19 protein-coding genes and 1 tRNA gene are annotated in these 18,354 nt (G+C 58.6%); 10 read left to right on the forward strand and 10 right to left on the reverse strand.

The annotated features are described in order from the left end of the window. Nucleotides 1-333 precede the first annotated feature (333 nt). From E1297_RS13700 to E1297_RS13715, 4 genes are all read right to left on the reverse strand, one after another. Nucleotides 334-410 (reverse strand) — tRNA-Arg (locus tag E1297_RS13700). Nucleotides 411-631: 221 nt separating this feature from the next. Further along, nucleotides 632-2,119 carry a sensor histidine kinase gene (locus tag E1297_RS13705; RefSeq protein WP_155139027.1) on the reverse strand — a complete coding sequence of 496 codons (1,488 nt, stop codon included), beginning with the start codon at nucleotides 2,117-2,119 and terminating at the stop codon, nucleotides 632-634. Nucleotides 2,120-2,195: 76 nt separating this feature from the next. Then, complete coding sequence (locus tag E1297_RS13710) at nucleotides 2,196-3,623, reverse strand: NAD(P)/FAD-dependent oxidoreductase (protein ID WP_155139029.1); 1,428 nt, start codon at nucleotides 3,621-3,623, stop codon at nucleotides 2,196-2,198. A 34-nt stretch (nucleotides 3,624-3,657) separates the two neighbouring features. Continuing rightward, a complete protein-coding gene (locus tag E1297_RS13715; protein WP_368669556.1) occupies nucleotides 3,658-4,449 on the reverse strand; it encodes a TVP38/TMEM64 family protein in 792 nt (263 codons plus the stop codon). 351 nt (nucleotides 4,450-4,800) lie between these two features. On the opposite strand from E1297_RS13715, the gene rpmH reads away from it, so the two are divergent. From rpmH to E1297_RS13755, 8 genes are all read left to right on the forward strand, one after another. After that, nucleotides 4,801-4,935: a 50S ribosomal protein L34 gene (rpmH, locus tag E1297_RS13720; RefSeq protein ID WP_068311851.1), complete on the forward strand. Its 135-nt coding sequence runs from the start codon at nucleotides 4,801-4,803 to the stop codon at nucleotides 4,933-4,935. Between the two features lie 66 nt (nucleotides 4,936-5,001). After that, nucleotides 5,002-5,409: a ribonuclease P protein component gene (rnpA, locus tag E1297_RS13725; RefSeq protein ID WP_155139031.1), complete on the forward strand. Its 408-nt coding sequence runs from the start codon at nucleotides 5,002-5,004 to the stop codon at nucleotides 5,407-5,409. Nucleotides 5,410-5,414: 5 nt separating this feature from the next. Continuing rightward, nucleotides 5,415-7,229: a membrane protein insertase YidC gene (gene yidC, locus E1297_RS13730; protein ID WP_155139033.1), complete on the forward strand. Its 1,815-nt coding sequence runs from the start codon at nucleotides 5,415-5,417 to the stop codon at nucleotides 7,227-7,229. A gap of 193 nt (nucleotides 7,230-7,422) precedes the next feature. Continuing rightward, the gene (locus E1297_RS13735; protein ID WP_155139035.1) at nucleotides 7,423-8,067 is read left to right on the forward strand and encodes a CatB-related O-acetyltransferase; all 645 of its coding nucleotides are present in this window, start codon (nucleotides 7,423-7,425) and stop codon (nucleotides 8,065-8,067) included. Nucleotides 8,068-8,117: 50 nt separating this feature from the next. Continuing rightward, nucleotides 8,118-8,771, forward strand: a complete 654-nt coding sequence (gene yihA, locus E1297_RS13740; protein ID WP_155139037.1) for a ribosome biogenesis GTP-binding protein YihA/YsxC — start codon at nucleotides 8,118-8,120, stop codon at nucleotides 8,769-8,771. Nucleotides 8,772-8,892: 121 nt separating this feature from the next. Beyond that, nucleotides 8,893-9,780, forward strand: coding sequence for an acetylglutamate kinase (gene argB, locus E1297_RS13745; RefSeq protein WP_196223311.1), 888 nt, complete (start codon nucleotides 8,893-8,895; stop codon nucleotides 9,778-9,780). Continuing rightward, nucleotides 9,777-10,526 (forward strand): pyrimidine 5'-nucleotidase, encoded by a 750-nt coding sequence (locus E1297_RS13750; protein ID WP_155139039.1) that lies wholly within the window; start codon nucleotides 9,777-9,779, stop codon nucleotides 10,524-10,526. Before argB ends, E1297_RS13750 begins: the two co-directional genes overlap by 4 nt. Before the next feature lie 140 nt (nucleotides 10,527-10,666). After that, the gene (locus tag E1297_RS13755; protein WP_155139041.1) at nucleotides 10,667-11,533 is read left to right on the forward strand and encodes a LysR substrate-binding domain-containing protein; all 867 of its coding nucleotides are present in this window, start codon (nucleotides 10,667-10,669) and stop codon (nucleotides 11,531-11,533) included. A 47-nt stretch (nucleotides 11,534-11,580) separates the two neighbouring features. Here E1297_RS13755 and E1297_RS13760 read toward each other — a convergent pair whose 3' ends face one another. Continuing rightward, nucleotides 11,581-12,486, reverse strand: coding sequence for an EamA family transporter (locus E1297_RS13760; protein WP_155139043.1), 906 nt, complete (start codon nucleotides 12,484-12,486; stop codon nucleotides 11,581-11,583). A gap of 230 nt (nucleotides 12,487-12,716) precedes the next feature. Here E1297_RS13760 and dapD point away from each other — a divergent pair, with 230 nt between their 5' ends. Beyond that, nucleotides 12,717-13,568, forward strand: coding sequence for a 2,3,4,5-tetrahydropyridine-2,6-dicarboxylate N-succinyltransferase (dapD, locus tag E1297_RS13765; protein WP_155139045.1), 852 nt, complete (start codon nucleotides 12,717-12,719; stop codon nucleotides 13,566-13,568). A gap of 121 nt (nucleotides 13,569-13,689) precedes the next feature. Here dapD and E1297_RS13770 read toward each other — a convergent pair whose 3' ends face one another. Genes E1297_RS13770 through E1297_RS13780 form a run of 3 tightly spaced genes read right to left on the reverse strand, consistent with a single transcriptional unit; the run spans nucleotide 13,690 to nucleotide 15,931 of the window. After that, the gene (locus tag E1297_RS13770) at nucleotides 13,690-14,283 is read right to left on the reverse strand and encodes a hypothetical protein (protein ID WP_155139047.1); all 594 of its coding nucleotides are present in this window, start codon (nucleotides 14,281-14,283) and stop codon (nucleotides 13,690-13,692) included. Between the two features lie 9 nt (nucleotides 14,284-14,292). After that, on the reverse strand, nucleotides 14,293-15,474 hold the full coding sequence (dapE, locus tag E1297_RS13775) for a succinyl-diaminopimelate desuccinylase (RefSeq protein ID WP_155139049.1): 1,182 nt from the start codon (nucleotides 15,472-15,474) through the stop codon (nucleotides 14,293-14,295). Between the two features lie 28 nt (nucleotides 15,475-15,502). Continuing rightward, on the reverse strand, nucleotides 15,503-15,931 hold the full coding sequence (locus tag E1297_RS13780) for a DUF805 domain-containing protein (protein ID WP_155139051.1): 429 nt from the start codon (nucleotides 15,929-15,931) through the stop codon (nucleotides 15,503-15,505). Between the two features lie 166 nt (nucleotides 15,932-16,097). On the opposite strand from E1297_RS13780, the gene E1297_RS13785 reads away from it, so the two are divergent. Then, a complete protein-coding gene (locus tag E1297_RS13785) occupies nucleotides 16,098-16,925 on the forward strand; it encodes a DUF2189 domain-containing protein (protein WP_155139053.1) in 828 nt (275 codons plus the stop codon). Between the two features lie 24 nt (nucleotides 16,926-16,949). On the opposite strand, the gene truA is transcribed toward E1297_RS13785, so the two are convergent. Further along, nucleotides 16,950-17,789 (reverse strand): tRNA pseudouridine(38-40) synthase TruA, encoded by an 840-nt coding sequence (gene truA, locus E1297_RS13790; protein WP_155139055.1) that lies wholly within the window; start codon nucleotides 17,787-17,789, stop codon nucleotides 16,950-16,952. A gap of 7 nt (nucleotides 17,790-17,796) precedes the next feature. After that, nucleotides 17,797-18,336, reverse strand: coding sequence for a GNAT family N-acetyltransferase (locus tag E1297_RS13795; RefSeq protein ID WP_155139057.1), 540 nt, complete (start codon nucleotides 18,334-18,336; stop codon nucleotides 17,797-17,799). Nucleotides 18,337-18,354 lie beyond the last annotated feature (18 nt).

The raw sequence follows: 18,354 nt of genomic DNA on the forward strand, positions 1-18,354 counted from the left end.
ATCAAATCCGCCGACCATGTTGCACCTCACCTCTGAATTCACCAGGCGATAAGACGCGCGGTGTTTTTTAAAAAACCCGTGTTGGTGACCTTCTTGTTTATAGAAGGGACAGCCTTGCTGACGGCACATGACAGCCGTTGACGGCTTTGCGCATTCAGTAAACCCGTAACCTCAAAACGGAAAGACGACCCCTGTCGGCTTTGACCGGGCGTTTCTTTTTTGTGTTGCAGAGGAATGGAGAGTTGTTAAAAACACGGAGAATTCGACTGCTTACACAGTTCTTACACGAGGTGTTTCTAAAAACTCGAAACTATGCTAAGGTATTGAAGTTATTGGCGCACCGGGGAGGATTCGAACCCCCGACCCCCAGATTCGTAGTCTGGTGCTCTATCCAGCTGAGCTACCGGTGCGGATGGCCTGTCCGGTGATTATGAAATCACCGCGGCGATTGGTTCCTGCGGGCCGTTTCTGCGTGCCCCGCTGAACTGGGCGCATACCTACTTCCGACCGATGGCCTTGGCAAGAGGGTTTTTGATGTTTTTTTGACAATGCGGTTGATAATTTTTCAGCTCCGCGATTTTCCGCCATTTTCGCGGAACGGGTTGTCCACCGCAGGGCATTTCCGATGCCGTCAGGCGGTCTGGCGATCAGGCAGATCGATGCAAAAACACGCGCCCGGCCGGGTCTCATCCAAATAGATCCGGCCGCCATGGGCCTTCAAAAGCTCGGCTGCAATCGCCAGTCCAAGCCCGACGCCGCCGTTTTTGGACCCGCTGTGAAAGGCCTTGAACAAGGATTTGCGGATATTGGCCGGGATGCCCGGCCCCGTGTCCCAAACCCGGATATGAACAAGGGTCCCCTCGCGCTCGGCCTCAAGCACAATCCGGCGCACCACCGCCGGGTGCTTTTCCGCCTCCAGAGCCTGCAGGGCATTGCGGCTCAGATTGAGCAGGACCCGGAACATCTGTTCCGGATCGGCGTCAACCTCTAGATCCTTGGCAACGCGGTTTTCAAAACAGACGCCGGCATGCTCGGCAAGCCCGAGAACATCCGAAACATCCGACCCGAGACGATGCAGGGCGATCAGACGGCGCTGGGGCGGGCGTTCATTTGCCTTGCCATAGGACATCACAGCCTGGGTGTAACCAACGGCGCGATCCAGCGTGGCAAGAATTTTCGGAGCAAGCCGGTTGACGGTCGGATCCGGCACATGTTCCAGCCGTTCGAGAAACAGCTGTGCGGATGCCAGCAGATTGCGCAGGTCATGATTGATCTTGGAAACGGCAAGCCCCAGATCGGCCAGTCTCTGCTTCTGGGTCAAGGCACGCGACAGAGCCTCTTCCATCGCGGCAAGACGAAGTTCGGCGTCACCAAGCTCGTCGCTGCGGCCGGAGACCTTGATGATCCGCGCTATATCCTCCGGCTCCTCGGCAAAATGATCCATTGACCGGGTCAGGCGCTGCAACGGACGAACAAACACCGCCCTGAGGGTGACGTAGACGAGGCCAGCGGTAATCGCGGAGATGATCAGCGAGAGAGCCAGGATCCGCACCGAAAAGGCCAGCATGTCCTGATGCAAGAGTTCGGTCGGGAAAACCACGTCGACCCGTTCCACATGACCCATGCTGACAGATCCCATTACACGCATGTAGCCATTGCCATGATAGAACAGGACCCGGAACGTCTCGAGGATGGAGTCGATCGGGTTGATGTCGGCCATGTCGACCACATGGTCAATGTCCGCCGGCACTTTTCCGTCCATGGCAATCAGGCTGCGGCGGCTGCCCTGATCCAGCGCGATGGCGACAGCGCCGGTCGTGCGCAACAGCTCTTCCTGAAGCCGCGGGGCGATCGTATTGGTTTCCGCCAGAACCGACGCAGCAACCCCGGCCGTGGTCAACCGGTCATGCAACCAGTTGTTCCGGAAATTCGCAATCGACGGAACAAAGATCAGGACTTCGGCGAGCATGACGAAGGAAACCGTCAGAAGCAGGAGCTTGCCGGAAAGCCCCGCCAAAATGCGGGAGCGCCGGCGCCTTCCGGACAAAAACGGAAACAGGGGACCGGGTTTTGCGGCACTCGGGTCTGAAGCACCTTTTTGAGGGCCCTCGTGCTTCATGCAACTCACTCTCGATCAGAAATTTCCGCAAAGGATACAAGGGCTGGCCGCCTGGTCACAACCCCTTGGGCAAACCTTAGCCAAAATACCGCAGCACTGCGATCAGCCTCCGGACCCAGATGTTGCGCGGCGCATCGGCATAATAGGATATCGCAGCGCGACGGACCAGTTCACCCACGGTCGGATACGGAGCCACAAAACCCGCGAGATCCTTCATGCGCATGTTTTGCGAGATGGCCAGCGACAGGAGGTTGATGATTTCGCCCGCCTGCGCGCCTGCAATCGCAGCCCCGACAAGCTTTCCGCCCGGCCCTGCGAAAAGCTTCAGGCGGCCTTTCGTCTGCCCGTTTGCCTGTGCCCGGTCATTGCCGGAATAGTCGGCGGTCAACACTTTCAGCTTGTCACCATAGTGCTCCCGGGCCTCTGCTTCGCTCAGCCCCAAATGACCAAGTTCCGGGCTGGTATAGGTCACCCGGGGGATGATGTTGCGGTTTTCCTTGACAGGCAGGCGAAACAGCAGGGAGCGCATCACGAGCCCGGCATGATATCCGGCAACATGCGTGAACTGCAGGCCACCGGCGGCATCGCCGATCGCAAAGACCCGGCGGTTCGTGGTCCTCAACCCCTTGTCGACCTTTATTCCTGAGGGTTCAAAGACGATGCCCGCTGTCTCCAGATCAAGACGGTCGACGACCGGCTTGCGCCCGGCCGCCAGAAGCAGGTGGCTTCCCGTCAGGACCCTTGGCGCGCCATCCGGGTTGCGCAGTTGCAACTCCACCCCGTCCGGCGTGCGTGCCACCTGATCAATCGAGGTTTGCTCCAGGATCTCGACACCTTCGTCCCTGAGGGCAGACAGGACGATGCCCGCAAGGGTGCGGTCTTCGCGCCCCAAAGCCGCCTGAGCCTCGACAACCGTAACCCTTGATCCAAGACGCCGGTGCGCCTGGGCCATCTCCATGCCAATCGGACCGCCGCCGATGATCACCAGATGTTCAGGTGCCTGACGCAAGCCAAAGAGGCTTTCGTTGGTCAGATACGGAACATCCTCCAAACCGGGGATCGGCGGGATAGACGCTGCCGAACCGGTTGCAATCACAAACCGCCGCGCCCTGACCTCGGCCTCTCCGACCCGGACCGCGCTTTCGGACACAAAGCGGGCGTGGCCCTTGATGACGGTCACCCCGAGCCCTTCAAACCGCTCGACCGAATCGTGCGGCGCAATTGCTGCAATCACGGATTTGAGGTGATCGTTCGCCTTGGCGAAATCAATCCCGGTCCCTTTTGCGGTCACGCCAAAAGCTCCGGCATTGGCGACCGAGGCGGCCGCTTTTGCGGCAGCAATCAGAGCCTTGGACGGAACGCAGCCATAGTTCAGGCAATCGCCGCCCATCAGCCCCTTTTCGATCAGAACCACATCCACGCCGAAAGCGGCAGCAGCAGCAGCGACGGACAGTCCGCCCGACCCTGCCCCGATCACACAAATGTCCGGGCGCAATTGTTTCATGAAGCTTCACCTAAGGAGACAAACGGGAGAAAATCTAGCTGCCGGTATTCCGCCAGCGTTTCAGGACAACCGGGATCAGGCTGACAATACCAAGCGCAAAAAAGGCGGCAAGCAACTGAGGCGTAACCAATGCACCGACATCAATCGTACACGTCCCCTTCGCCGTACATCCGGGATCGGCAGCCTCCTGCGCCGTGATGATGCTGTCGAGACCGGAGCCGATAAAGGCGAAGGCAAACGTCCCCGGGATAATCCCGAGAAAGGTGCCAAGCGCGAAACTGCCAAGTGGCATCTTGAACATGGCAGGCGCGATATTCACCAGCCAGAACGGAAAGACAGGAGTCAACCTCAGGAACAAGAGGTAGTGAAAGGCATTCTCGCGAAATCCGCTTGAAATTCTCGACAGGAACGGTCCGGCCCTTTCGGTCAGGAACTCCCCCGCAGAAGAGCGCGCGATCACAAAGACGATCACGGCACCGGCCGTGGCAGCCAGAACAGTCACGGCACCGCCAAGGGCCCAGCCGAACAGAAACCCTCCGGCAATGGTCAGCAGCGAAGCGCCCGGAAAAGACAGGGCCACAGAGACTGCGTAAATCAGGAAAAACACGGCAAGAGAGCCGGTCAGATTCGCATCCACAAGACCAATGAGGTCATCGCGTTCGCGAATCAGTGATGCCAGTGACAGATATTCAAACCAGCCTCTGTGATAGCCGAGCACCATCAAAACCAGCAGCAGGATCAGCGGGCCCCAGCGCTTTGCGGCCCGGACATTGGTGCGGGTTGCCAGTTTGCCATGCTCCGGTTTCTCCTCCGGCAATTTGCTCACATTCAAACTCTCGTCACTCATCCACGCGAACTTTGCCACCGGTCTTTTTACGCCAAACTCGTGGAGACTTTCTGCTCCGTCCCCTCACCTGTAAACGATTTACAGGCCTGTGGAGGTGTTCTCACTCACAAGTGACCGGACAAGCAACCGGCTTCAATCCGATGTGAAGGGCCAAGCAGGCAGGGAATTTGACCGAGGATCGTTGACTTGAGGTTTTCCGGCCCGTATAAGCCTCGCGACTGGGACATGCATTCGGACCCAAGGCAATCGCCGTGCGCGTTATGGCGCTTCGAGTGCTTCCTCCAAAGAATTTGAAAAACAAGGGCCGCGCATTGCGCGCGGGGAAGATTGATGAAGCGTACGTATCAACCGAGCCGCCTCGTCCGCAAGCGCCGTCACGGCTTCCGGGCACGCATGGCAACCAAAAATGGCCGTCAGGTTCTGGCGCGCCGCCGGGCCAAGGGTCGCAAGCGCCTGAGCGCTTAATATCCGCGCATGCGTGCGGTACCGTCAGGTGGAGCTTGTTCCGCAAACAACCGCACGCTGCCCGTTATGAAAACTCTCAAAAAGCGCTCCGAATTCCTCGCAGTTGCCAAGGGTGGCCGCGTGGGACGGCGCGCTTTTGTCGTTCAGGGACTGAAAACCAGCCCGGAAACACCATCGAGAGTTGGCTTCACGGTCACCAAGAAGACCGGCAACTCGGTTGCGCGCAGCCGTATCCGGCGGCGGCTAAAAGCCGCGGTGGAGGCTCTTGCCCCTGCAGAGATACCCGTTGGGGCAGATTTTGTCTTGGTAGCGCGTGAAAATGCGCTGACACTGCCTTTTGAAAAATTGGTCTTGGACCTGAAATCGGGTATGACCTTGGCACTCGATCCAAAACGGAAGTCCGGTAACCGCACACCGCGCAGCCGGAAAAATGCGCAATCAAAACCCGTCTTGCCGCAGAAAGAACAGGGGTAACTCAGTTGTTTGGCGAACACCGCAATACGATCCTCGCGATCGTTTTATCCTTGGCCGTACTGCTCGGATGGCAGTATTTTGTCGCCCAGCCTCAATTCGAACGTGAACAGGCGACACGCAAGGCCCAACAGGAAACCTCACAGCAGGCGACGGCAAGCGGCAATCCGCAAGCTCCAAGCCCGGCTGCTGCGCCCGGTTCCACCAGCGCACCTTCCGCAGGCAGCGCAACAACGACGATGAGCCGCGATCAGGCCCTTGCCCAGTCCAAACGTGTTGAGATTGACACGCCAAGCGTCTCCGGCTCGATCAACCTCACCGGCGCCCGGCTGGATGACCTGCGGCTCAAGGACTACCACGAGACGGTCGACAAGAGCAGCCCGACCGTGGTTCTGCTGTCGCCGAAAGACGGCCCTGACCCCTATTATGCGGATTATGGCTGGGTGGCCGGCAACGGCGAAAACATCAAGTTGCCCGGACCAAACACGGTCTGGTCGGTTTCCGGAAACCCGACTTTAACACCGTCGTCGCCGGTCACCCTCACCTACGACAATGGTGAAGGGCTTGTTTTCAAACGCACCTTTTCGATCGACGACGAGTACATGTTCACCGTCGATCAGTCGGTTGAAAACAATGGCAGCTCCGCGGTCACACTCTATCCCTACGGCATGGTCGTCCGTACAGGCGAGCCGAAAACGACGGGTTTCTTCATCCTGCATGAAGGCCCGATCGGCATGTTCGGTCAGGACGGGCTCAACGAAATCGACTATTCCGACCTGAAGGATGAAGGCACCGTAAAGCCCCCGCAGGTCGACAACGGCTGGCTCGGCTTCACGGACAAGTACTGGGCGGCCACACTGATCCCGAAACCCGGCACGACTTTCCAGCCCGGCTACACCTATTCCGCCAACACGCAGAATTTCCAGGCGGATTATCTCGGCACGGCGACGGCTGTCCCGGCTGGCGGCAAGGCGGATACATCAAACTATCTGTTTGCAGGTGCCAAGGTTACCAGCCTGCTTGACCATTACGAAAAGTCGCTTGGAATCGAACGCTTTGAACTGTTGATCGACTGGGGCTGGTTCTACTTCCTGACCAAGCCGATGTTCTACGTTCTTGACTGGCTCTATCATCTCGTCGGCAATTTCGGCGTCGCGATCCTGCTGGTGACTGTCCTCATCAAGGCGATTTTCTTCCCGCTGGCGAACAAATCCTATGTCTCGATGAGCAAGATGAAGCTTGTCCAGCCGCAAATGCAGGAGATCCGCGAACGGCATAAGGATGACCGCCAAAAGCAGCAACAGGCGTTGATGGAGCTCTACAAGAAAGAGAAAATCAACCCGCTGGCCGGCTGTCTACCGATCCTGATCCAGATCCCGGTGTTCTTCTCGCTCTACAAGGTGCTGTTCGTCACCATCGAAATGCGGCATGCGCCGTTCTTCGGCTGGATTCAGGATCTGTCGGCACCGGATCCGACCACGGTCTTCAACCTGTTCGGCCTCATCCCCTGGGATCCGCCTCAATTCCTTATGCTCGGTGCCTGGCCGCTGATCATGGGCATTACCATGTTCATCCAGATGAAGATGAACCCGGCCCCGCCCGATCCGACCCAGCAGATGATCTTCACCTGGATGCCCGTCGTCTTCACCTTCATGCTGGCGTCGTTCCCGGCAGGTCTCGTGATCTACTGGGCCTGGAACAACACGCTCTCGATCTCGCAGCAATACGTGATCATGCGCCGCCAGGGTGTGAAAATCGAGCTCTGGGACAACCTGAGGAACACTTTCCGTCGGAAGAAACCGGCAGGCGAAGAAAAAAGCTGACCCGTTTCGGGAAAGCTGATAGAGAACGGGGCTCCGAATTTCGGAGCCCTTTTTTGTTCCCAGCTGCAGGAGCGCGCATCGATGAACAAGTGAGACGGACCCGATCTGCAAGGCGAACGAGCCAACCGGCGGGTCAAGACGGCATAAGCCGCACCCAACCTTGCACTTTTCCTCTCACACCCGGAGTTTCATCATGCACGGACCAGATCCGAAGGCCTGTTTTCCGTTTCCCGGCGCTGATCATACCGTTTTCATCAAGAACGTGATTACGGCATCGACCATCGAAGCGGGTGACTACAGCTATTATAATGATCCGGACAACCCGGAACGCTTTCAGGAGAAATGCGTCCGGTATCATTTCGATTTTCTCGACGACAAGCTGATCATCGGCAGGTTCTGCGCATTTGCGGCAGGCGTTCAGTTCATCATGAATGGCGCAAACCACGCATTGAACGGTTTCTCCACCTATCCGTTCGAGATCTTTCAAAACGGCTGGGAGAAGGATCTCACACCCGATATCTACGCCAATTTAAGCCGTGGGGACACAATCATCGGCCACGACGTGTGGATCGGAACCGACGCCACCATCCTGCCAGGTGTCACCATCGGTTCCGGTGCCATCGTCGGCTCGAAGGCGGTTGTCGGCAGCGATGTTCCCCCGTACGCCATTGCTGCCGGGAACCCGGCGCGGCCCGTCAAGCGCCGATTTGACGACCGAACTGTCGAACGGCTTCTGGAGATCGCCTGGTGGGACTGGCCAATCGAAAAGGTCACGCGGCACTTGCCGGAAATCCGCGGAGCGGATATCGAGGCGCTGGAAAAGGCCGCAAAGTCATAAACAAGAACAAGCGGGGCTGAAAACCAGCCCCGCAAGCAGGAATCTGCTTCATGAGCACCGAAGAAGACGACATCTACACGGCAGAGGAACTGGAAGCAGGGCGCCTGCTTTTTGCCAACCCCTGGGAGTTTCAAACCAGCGTCACGGACATGGCCAATCTGCCGCCCGCGCAGATAAACGAGATCGCCTTCGCTGGGCGGTCGAACGTCGGCAAGTCCAGCCTGATCAATGCCCTGACCGGCCGGAAGGGTCTTGCGCGCACTTCAGGCACGCCCGGACGCACCCAGATGCTGAACTTTTTCGGCGCCGGTGGCGTGCCGGTTACCATTGTCGACATGCCCGGTTACGGCTATGCGCAGGCCCCCAAGGACCTTGTCGACGCCTGGACAAAGCTTGTCTTTTCCTATCTCCGGGGCCGCCCGTCCCTTCGCAGGGTGTTTCTTCTGATCGACAGCCGACACGGCATCAAGAAGAACGACCTGGAGACGATGGAACTGCTCGACAAGGCTGCCGTTGTCTATCAGGTCGTGCTGACCAAGTCGGACAAGATCAAACCCACGCAGCTCGACCGGCTCATTTCGGAAACGCAGACCGCACTGTCGAAGCGTGTTGCGGCCTACCCGGAAATCATCGCGACTTCCTCGGAAAAGAACCTCGGCGTCGATCTTCTCAAGGCTGAAATCGCCCGCCTGTCCGTTTTGTAGGGCCCGGTATTTTGCAAGTGCCGCAATGGCTTTCATGCACTGTTTAATTGAGCCGGTCTGCTAAACCGGCTATAGAGCCAATCCGACTTTTCACTTCCCAGCAGGCGAGATCCCCTCCACCATGACAACGCCCGACCAATACAGCCGCGCTCATATCATTGCTCAGGCCCTGCCCTACATGCAGCGATATGACGACCGGACTGTTGTCGTGAAGTATGGCGGACATGCCATGGGGGATCCGGAGCTCGGCAAAGCCTTTGCCCGCGATGTCACCTTGCTGCGCCAGTCCGGCGTCAACCCGGTTGTCGTGCATGGCGGCGGTCCGCAGATCGGCAAGATGCTGACACGGCTCGGAATCGTCAGCGAATTCAAGGCGGGACTGCGCGTTACCGACAAAGCAACAGTCGAGATTGTCGAAATGGTTCTTGCCGGATCGATCAACAAGGAAATTGTCCATTCAATCAATGCCGAAGGCGGCCGGGCAGTCGGGCTGTGCGGCAAGGACGGCAATCTGGTCACGGCCAAGAAACTTGAGCGGACCGTGGTCGACCCCGATTCGAACATCGAGAAGGTGGTCGATCTCGGCTTTGTCGGCGAACCCGGCGCGGTCAATCCGACCGTCCTGAAAATGGTTCTGAAAGAGGACCTCATTCCGGTCATCGCCCCGGTCGCACCGGGTCCGGATGGCGAGACCTACAACATCAATGCCGACACATTTGCCGGCGCCATCGCAGGATCCCTGAATGCCACCCGCCTGTTGTTCCTGACCGATGTTCCGGGCGTTCTCGACAAGGACGGCAACCTGATCAAGCAGCTAACGGTTGCCCGTGCCCGGGAACTGATTGCGGACGGGACCATTTCCGGCGGCATGATCCCGAAAGTCGAAACCTGCATCGAGGCCCTTGGCCGGGGTGTTGAAGGTGTCGTGATCCTCGACGGCAAGGTTGCCCATGCCGTGCTTCTCGAACTCTTTACCGACCGCGGCGTCGGCACGCTGATCTGCCCATGAGCAAACGCAAGCAGCCCGACGAGACAAGCCGGACGGCCCCGGCACAGGACATCCGCGTGTTTCGCGGCGTGGAAGCGTGGGTCTTCGACCTCGACAACACGCTCTATCCGGCCGAAACGGATCTGTTCTCGCAGATCAACGACCAGATGACGTCCTATGTGGCGCAGCTGCTTGATCTGGGCCGGGACGAGGCCCTGAGGCAGCAGAAAGCCTATTACCGTGAGCACGGCACGACCTTGCGCGGGCTGATGCTGGAACACAAGGTCGATCCGGACGCGTTTCTCGCCTATGTCCACGACATCGACTATTCCGGGGTCGCTCCAAATCCGGAGTTGGGTGCGCAAATCGCCGCCCTTCCCGGAAAGAAGTACATCTTCACCAACGGCGACCGCCCGCATGCGGAACGCACCGCTGCAGCCCTTGGCATCACCGAGCATTTCGAAGACATTTTCGACATTGTGGCCGCCGGCCTGTTGCCGAAGCCGAACAAGGAAACCTACGAACTGTTCATGGACCGCACCGGGGTGTCGCCAGTCCGTGCGGCCATGTTTGAAGACCTGCACCACAATCTGGAAGTCCCCCACCGGCTGGGCATGCGCACGACCCTGATCGTGCCCGAGGGCACGCGCGAAGTGTTCCGCGAGGATTGGGAGCTGGAAGGGGCAGGCGCACCCCATGTCGACTTCGTCACCGACAACCTGACCGCATTCCTGAAACGCCTCAACGGCACACTGAAAGCGGGATAGAACTAGGCATATCAAGTACCACGCACGTTGCACTTGCCAAATGTTCCAGTCTGCGCGACGCACATGGCAAATGCAGATGTTTTTCCTCGTCCGTGTTGTATTGAGTACTGATAACAAACCCAGAAGCAGTTGGAATCCATATGGCCTCGCTTCGCGCCCTTCATGCCTTTTCTTTGCTGGCCCGCCATGGCAGGGCGTCGGTGGCCGCCGACATGCTCGGGGTATCCCCCTCTGCACTCTCCCACCTCTTGCGCAAGCTTGAAGGCGAATTGGGCACAACACTTGTCCTGCGCGACGGACGGGGTCTGACGCTGACCGATGAAGGAACAAGACTGGCGCTTGGACTGGGCGATGCGTTCGACCGGATCGACGAAGCCGTTGACAGTTTCAAGCGGCGTGGGCGGACAGAATTGCGGATCAGTACCGTGTCCACCTTTGCCACAAGGTGGCTGATCCCACGTCTTCCGGACTTTCAGGCGCGCCAGCCGGATGTTGAAATCCTTCTGTCCACCTCAACGCGCATGATAGATCTTGATCGTGAGAACTATGATTGCGCGATCCGTCTCGGCCAGGGCAACTGGCCGGGCGTTGAGAGCACTTTGCTGTGGCAGGAGCATCTGACCGTCGCGATCGCCCCGCGCCTGTTGAGCGACCCCGCTGCTCCCGCGCTTGGAGAATTGGAAAGCCTGAGACTTCTGCACAGCGCGGCCCGCAGGGCCGATTGGGATGTGTGGTTGTCGGGCTGCGGTGCCCAACATCCCGATACGGGCGGTGGTACCGTTCTGGAAACCCGGGATCTGGCAATCCAGGCCGCTATTGCAGGGATGGGGGCAATCGTCATTGACCGCCGCTTTATCAAGAGCGAACTGGAAGCAGGCCATCTTGTGACACCTGATTGGCCCCTCGTTGAACTGGCAAGTGGCTACTGGTTTGTCCGGTCTCCGGTCCGGCCTTTGTCCCGCCCGGTCGCAGCCTTCAAGGAATGGCTCCAGGCCGGAGCTCCATAATACCGGCGGCAAATGCACGGTTCTCACTCAGGCTAGCGTCAGTTTAATCAACTCAACAGGACCACCGCAGCCGCGCTTGATCCGATCAAGATACAGCCACTCAACTCGCTGGCCGCCAACCGCTCTCGAAAAACCAACCAGGAAACGGCCAGGGTGAAAACCAGTTCAACCTGGGCCAGCGCTCGGACATAGGCAACCTCTTGGAGGGTCATGGCCGTGAACCAGCCAATGGAGGCCGCAATTCCGGCAGCTCCCGCCCAGATCGCCTGCCGCCAGCTGACCAGAACCTGAAGGAACTCCGCACGTGCCCGGACGAACATCCAGCCCCCCATCGCAAGGGTCTGGAAGAGCGTGACCGCCAGAAGTGCGCAAGCCGCCTGCATGAAAACAGGGGTCCCCGACAGAGACAGCGATGCGCCGCGAACAAACACAGCGGAAAGGCCGAACAGTGCTGCTGATGAAACCCCGATCAGCGCTGCCCGGCTGAACAGCCAAGCCGGTATTGCCCGGTCAACGCCCCCGCACCGCCGGACCGACACCAGCACGACACCAACAATCCCGGCGAGGATGGAGACCAAGAGCGGCCAGCCATTCCCCTCGCCCAAAACCAGAAACCCGAAGCCCGCAGCCAGAAGCGGTTCGGTTTTCGAATAAGCGGTTCCAACAGCAAAATTCCGATACTTGAACAGATAAACCAGGAGAAAGGTCGCAAGGATCTGTGTCAGACCGGCCAAGGCGACATAGACCGGAAAAAACGGTGCTGCATCCGGCAGGGGCGTACCAAATCCGGCAGCCAGGATCAGCACATAACCTGCAACAAAGGGCACACCGTAACAAAAGCGGGAGAACGTGGCCCCGGCTGTGCCAAGCCGGCCCTGCAACAATTTCTGAAAGGTTGAACGTGCATTCTGGCAAAAGGCCGCAGCCAGAGTAATGGGTATCCAGAGTTCCATCGGCATACCTTGAGACCGGAAGGTGTACCGAGCCTATCACCGGGCTCCGCTTGTGATACATGAGCTTTTCTCAACAAAGCACGATGCGTTAAAGTCATTGGCAGTGAAAAACATAGCGATCAGCTGCGTTTTTTCCCGATGCCGCCCAAGGTGTCGCAGATCGGCTTGACAGTGCCGGAACACCCCGCTTAGTTCGCGGGCGACTTTTGCCCTCTGGAGAGCGACCATTCATGCAAACCGATCTCGCACAACTTGAAAAGACCATTGATGCGGCCTTCGAAGACCGCGCCAACATTGACACCGGCACGACCGGAGAGGTCAGGGACGCCGTCACACAGACGTTGAACCTGCTTGACCGCGGACAATTGCGTGTCGCGGAGAAAAAGGACGGGGACTGGGTGGTCAACCAGTGGGCCAAGAAGGCCGTCCTTCTGTCCTTCAGCCTTAATCCGATGGAAATCATCAAGGGCGGCCCCGGCGATGCCACATGGTGGGACAAGGTCCCGTCGAAATTTGACGGATGGCGCGGCATTGACTTTCAGGAAGCCGGGTTCCGCGCGGTGCCGAACGCGACCGTCCGCCGCTCCGCCTATATTGGCAAGGGCGTGGTTCTGATGCCGTCCTTCGTCAATCTTGGCGCCTATGTCGACGAAGGCACCATGGTCGACACCTGGGCAACGGTCGGCTCCTGCGCGCAGATCGGCAAGAACGTGCACCTGTCGGGCGGCGTGGGCATCGGAGGCGTCCTCGAGCCGCTCCAGGCAGGCCCCGTCATCATTGAGGACAATTGCTTTATCGGTGCCCGTTCAGAAGTTGTCGAGGGCTGCATTGTCCGTGAGGGCTCGGTGCTTGGCATGGGCGTCTTCATCGGCAAGTCGACCCGGATCGTGAACCGGATGACCGGTGAAATCACCTATGGCGAAGTGCCGCCCTACTCTGTCGTGGTCGCCGGATCAATGCCGACGAGCGGCACCATGGGCAATGGCGCTGCGGCTCCGAACCTCTATTGTGCGGTGATCGTCAAGCAGGTCGACGCACAGACCCGCTCAAAGACATCGATCAACGAATTGCTGCGTGGCTAAACCATGGCTCCTGCGGCACGAAGCACCCAACGTGTCTCGTGCCGCAGTATCGCATGGCAAGGGGAACGTGCCCGGGTTTGGGCCATGTCCAAACCGGCGGACCGCAGTGAAATCACACCGTTCACAAGCCCCAGATGCGGCCGGCAAACTCGGTGACGAACAGTGACAGGAGAATGTCCAGCATCACGACACCAATTGCTGTGAAACTGGCGGCGCCAAGAGCAATCCGGGCGAGGACATAGCGAAACCAGATCACCAGAAACAGCGTGACAAGTGTTGTGAACAGAAGAACTTCGGCCGACACAATTCCGAAAATATAGAACACCGAGACAACGAAATACGGCAGAACTGTAAGCAGGCTTGTCCAGTTTCGCACGACGATGAAGGGTATGTACCCCTTCGAAACACCGAGGAAATCGGCAAGGCACAACAGGACAAGCGGCAAGGCCACCCAGTCAAGTCCCACGCCGGTCAGCTGGGCGGCCCAGTAGGTCAGATTCGGAAAGTTCTCGGGAAGAATGTTCTGGTAACTCTGGATCAGCCGCTTTTCCGCAAGAAAGCTGACGGCCAACAGCGGCAACAGCAGGAAAACGACACCAAAGGACCGCCAAAACCCGTTTACCGACAGGTCAAACTGAGACATTCCGCGCTGGTCATACCGGAAAAGCCTCCAGGAGCCTTTCAGAGCCGAAATCACTTCACGTTGACTGATCATTCAGCCCCATTACTCCCGAACAAGAAACAACCGATCCAGAAATGCCCGATAAATCGCCTCCAGTTGAACAAGATCATCGACCGGAACGCACTCATCCACCTTGTGCATGGTCTGGCCGACAAGCCCGAACTCGACCACCGGACAGAAATTCTTGATGAACCTCGCGTCTGACGTGCCACCGCCCGTTGACAGTTCCGGTGTACGTCCGGTTACCGCTTCGACCGCCTGACTGAGCTTTGAAATCAACGCATTGTCTCTGGTCAGAAAGGATTCACTGGCATCACGCTTGAAGTCAAGCTCATAGCTTGTCGCACCGGTCTCTTGCGCAGCGCTGGAGACTGTTGCGGATATCTTGTCCTTCAGCGTATCAAGTGACCATCCGTCGTTGAAACGAATGTTAAACCGGGCAACCGCTTGAGCGGGAATGACATTGAAGGCCGGATTGCCGACATCGATCGTCACCACTTCAAGATTTGACGGCTGGAACCGATCGTTGCCGTTATCAAGGACCAGCGCATCTAGAGCCGCGAGGATCCGGACCAGTTTCGGAACCGGATTGTCGGCAAGATGCGGATAGGCCACGTGGCCTTGCGTGCCGCGAACAGTGACGGTTCCGGACAAGGAACCGCGCCGCCCGACCTTGATCGCATCGCCGAGCCGGTCCGGATTTGTTGGCTCTCCGACGATGCAGGCATCAAACCGGTGCCCTTCAGCCTCGGCCCAATCAAGCAGCTTGGTGGTGCCGTTGACCGCAGGTCCTTCCTCGTCGCCGGTGATCAGAAACGAGATCCTGCCCTGAAAGCCGCTTGCGTTGTCTTCCAGAAATGCAAGTGCTGCTGCTGCAAACGCAGCGACACCGCCCTTCATGTCAACGGCTCCGCGCCCGAAGAGCACCCCGTCTTCGATCTCCGCTGAAAACGGATCATGCCGCCAATCCGCCGTTTGTCCCGGGGGTACGACATCCGTGTGGCCCGCAAACACAAAGTGCGGCCCGCCTGTCCCGATGGTCGCAAAAAGGTTTTCGACATCCGGGGTGTCTGCATCGCTGAAGGTCACGCGGTCTACCTTGAAACCGGCAGTGGAAAGCCGTGTCTCCAACGCTTGCAATGCGCCACCTTCATTTGGCGTGACCGACGCACACCGGATCAGTTCCTGCGCGATTTCAGTCACGCGCGCGTGAGATTTGGTCATGAATAATCCGTGCTGTCGTTCAAATGGGTCAGGTGCGGCGCCGGTAGTAACTGTTTGAGACCGGTCCATATCGATTGGGGGCAGGCTGGGCGGGAAGCAATCCAATGATGATCACCGCCAAGAGATTGATGAACGGCACCAGCACCAGAAGCCCGAGAAAGCCGGTGAGGCCCGCATCCTGACTGCGTTTGATCACAAGAGCCAGTTCAATCCACTGAAGCGCAAAAAACAGAAATGGAAACAGCGGATTGGACCCGACAAAATCCATGAGGTTGAGCTGGTCTATCGGGACATTCGGGTCCATCGTGCTCCACCACATGCGCATTGCGATGCCAATCACGATCCAGATCAACGCAAACCCGAGCCAATAGGCCTCCCGGCTGATGCGTCCGATCGGACTGAGCAAGGCCCAGAACACACTGGGGGTCAGGTTTGCAGCGGGAGGATTCGGAGCCATAAATTTTCCGTGTAGCGGGGTCTGGTTGCGTTGGCCTTGGAGGTAATGGGAACGGGCCGAACGATCAAGCAGAATGCGAAGCAGTATCGCGTCCATGTGCAATCAGGGGGTTGGCGGCAACGCACTTTTTCGCCACTCTCTAGACATGCATTTGGGAGGATGCGGTATGGTTCAACAATCCCCTTCACCGGGAACGGTCGCGGTCACGGCACCGCTGCCAGCCCCGATCGTCAACAAGATCACTTTCAACGACGTCGTCGATGCCCTGGCCTCGGGAATAGACGACTTCAAGCGTGCGCCAGCATATGGCGTTGCCATAGGGGCCTTCTTCGCAGTGGGCGGCCTGCTGGTGGTGCTGACGGCTTCGGCCCTGAACATGAGCTATCTGAGCTACCCGCTCGCGGTCGGCTTTGTGCTGATCGGACCGTTCGCAGCGGTCGGCCTTTACGAGATCAGCCGGAGACTGAGTGCTGACGAAGAGGTCAGCTTGCCGAAGATCCTCGGGACCATGTGGGCCCAGAAAAGCCGGGAACTGTCCTGGATGGCGTTTGTCGTACTCTTCATCCAGATCATGTGGATGTATCAGGTCCGGCTACTTCTGGCGCTGTTCCTCGGTTTCAAGTCCTTTGCGAGCTTCGAGGAATTTGTCGTTCAGGTGGTGTCCACGCCCGAAGGCCTGATGTTTCTGGCTATAGGCCATCTGGTGGGAGCTGCCCTGTCACTGGTACTGTTCACGTTGACCGTGGTGTCCTTTCCCCTGCTGATGGAACAGGACCGGGACTTCATCACTGCCATGATCACCAGTGTGCGCGCGGTCGTGACGTCACCGGTCCCGATGATCGGCTGGGCCGTTATCGTTACCCTGACGGTGCTGGTGTCGATGGCACCCGGATTCCTCGGACTTCTGGTGACCCTGCCAATTCTCGGGCATACGACCTGGCACCTATATAAGAGATGTGTGCGGTTTCCCGAACAGGAACCCGCACAAGCCTGAGCCCGCAGGCAGTCGCTCAATGAGTTAACCCTCCAACGCGTCGTCTTCCCGTGACGGCGCGTTTGCCTCCGCGGCAGTTTTTTTTCTGGCCCAGTCACGGGCAGCCTCAATGTCAACCTCGGCTGGCCGGTAATCAACCCGTGTCAGATAAAGACCATCCGCCGGAGCCACAGGGCCACATGCCTTGCGATCACGTGCCTCCAGCGCGGCGCTGATGTCACCCGGGCCCCATTTCCCTTCGCCAACAAGACGCAAGGTCCCGACCATGGAGCGCACCTGATTGTGAAGGAACGAGCGGGAAGCACATTCGGCAATCACGAACTCCCCTTCCCGGCGCACACTGAAGGTCTCCAGGGTCTTTTCCGGGCTTTTGGCCTGACACCGCGAATGGCGGAAGGTGGTAAAGTCGTGGTGGCCGACAAACTCCTGCGCCGCCTCGTGCATGGCGTCTGCGTCAAGCTCGGTCTTGACATGCCAGGCAAGTCCGAGCTGGTGGGTCAGAGGCGGAACCCGGTTGTGAATCCGGTAGCGATAGGCACGCCGGACCGCCGAAAACCTGGCATCGAAACCCTCATGCATCTTCTCGACACCGAGAATGGCGACAGGGTCCGGCTGGCAGTGGAAGTTCAACGCGCCCATGACCGTTCTGGCTGGCCAGTCCTTCGACAGATCCGCATGCGCCACCTGCCCGGTTGCGTGCACGCCCGTGTCGGTACGGCCCGCCCCTCCAATGGTGATCTCTTCACCGCAGAAGGCTTTCAGGGCACGTTCAATCACGGCCTGGACGGAAGGCCCGTTCGACTGGCGCTGCCAGCCGCAAAACGGCCGCCCGTCGTATTCCACTGTCAACTTGTAACGGGGCATCGGGATCTTATTCGAATTCCTGGAACGGGGTCGCGAAAGCCACGTCGACCGGCAGGTCGCGCGATCCGGCTTCTGTCAGGGCAAGCGCCATGAATGGATCCCCCGCATAGGGGCCGTTCACTTTTCGAGCCAGCATGGAATCAAATCCGAACCGGTTATAGTAGGCAGGCGCGCCCAGCACGAGGATCAGGTCCTCGCCCGTGGCTTTCAATTCTTCGATCCCCTTGCGGATCAAGGCAGACCCTATCCCGGACTTCTGGAGGTCGGGCAATACGGAAACGGGCGCAAGACATACAATCGACAAGGCTGCACCCGGTCCGACTGCTGCGGCGGTCACACGGCTGAACGCAATATGTCCGATCACCCGGCCTGCCGGATTGACTGCGACCAGCTCCAGAACCAGAGCACCACAATGGCGCAAGGTGTGGACGAGATGCGCCTCCGTTTCCTGGCCAAACGCCTCAGAAATCACCTCGGGCACGGAGGCTGCATCCGTCGCCGCGAAGTGCCGGATCTCGAATTCGGCCCCATTTTCCGGCCTGTTCATGTAGATGTCCTTTTTGAA

The organism is Roseibium sp. RKSG952, assembly GCF_009711355.1.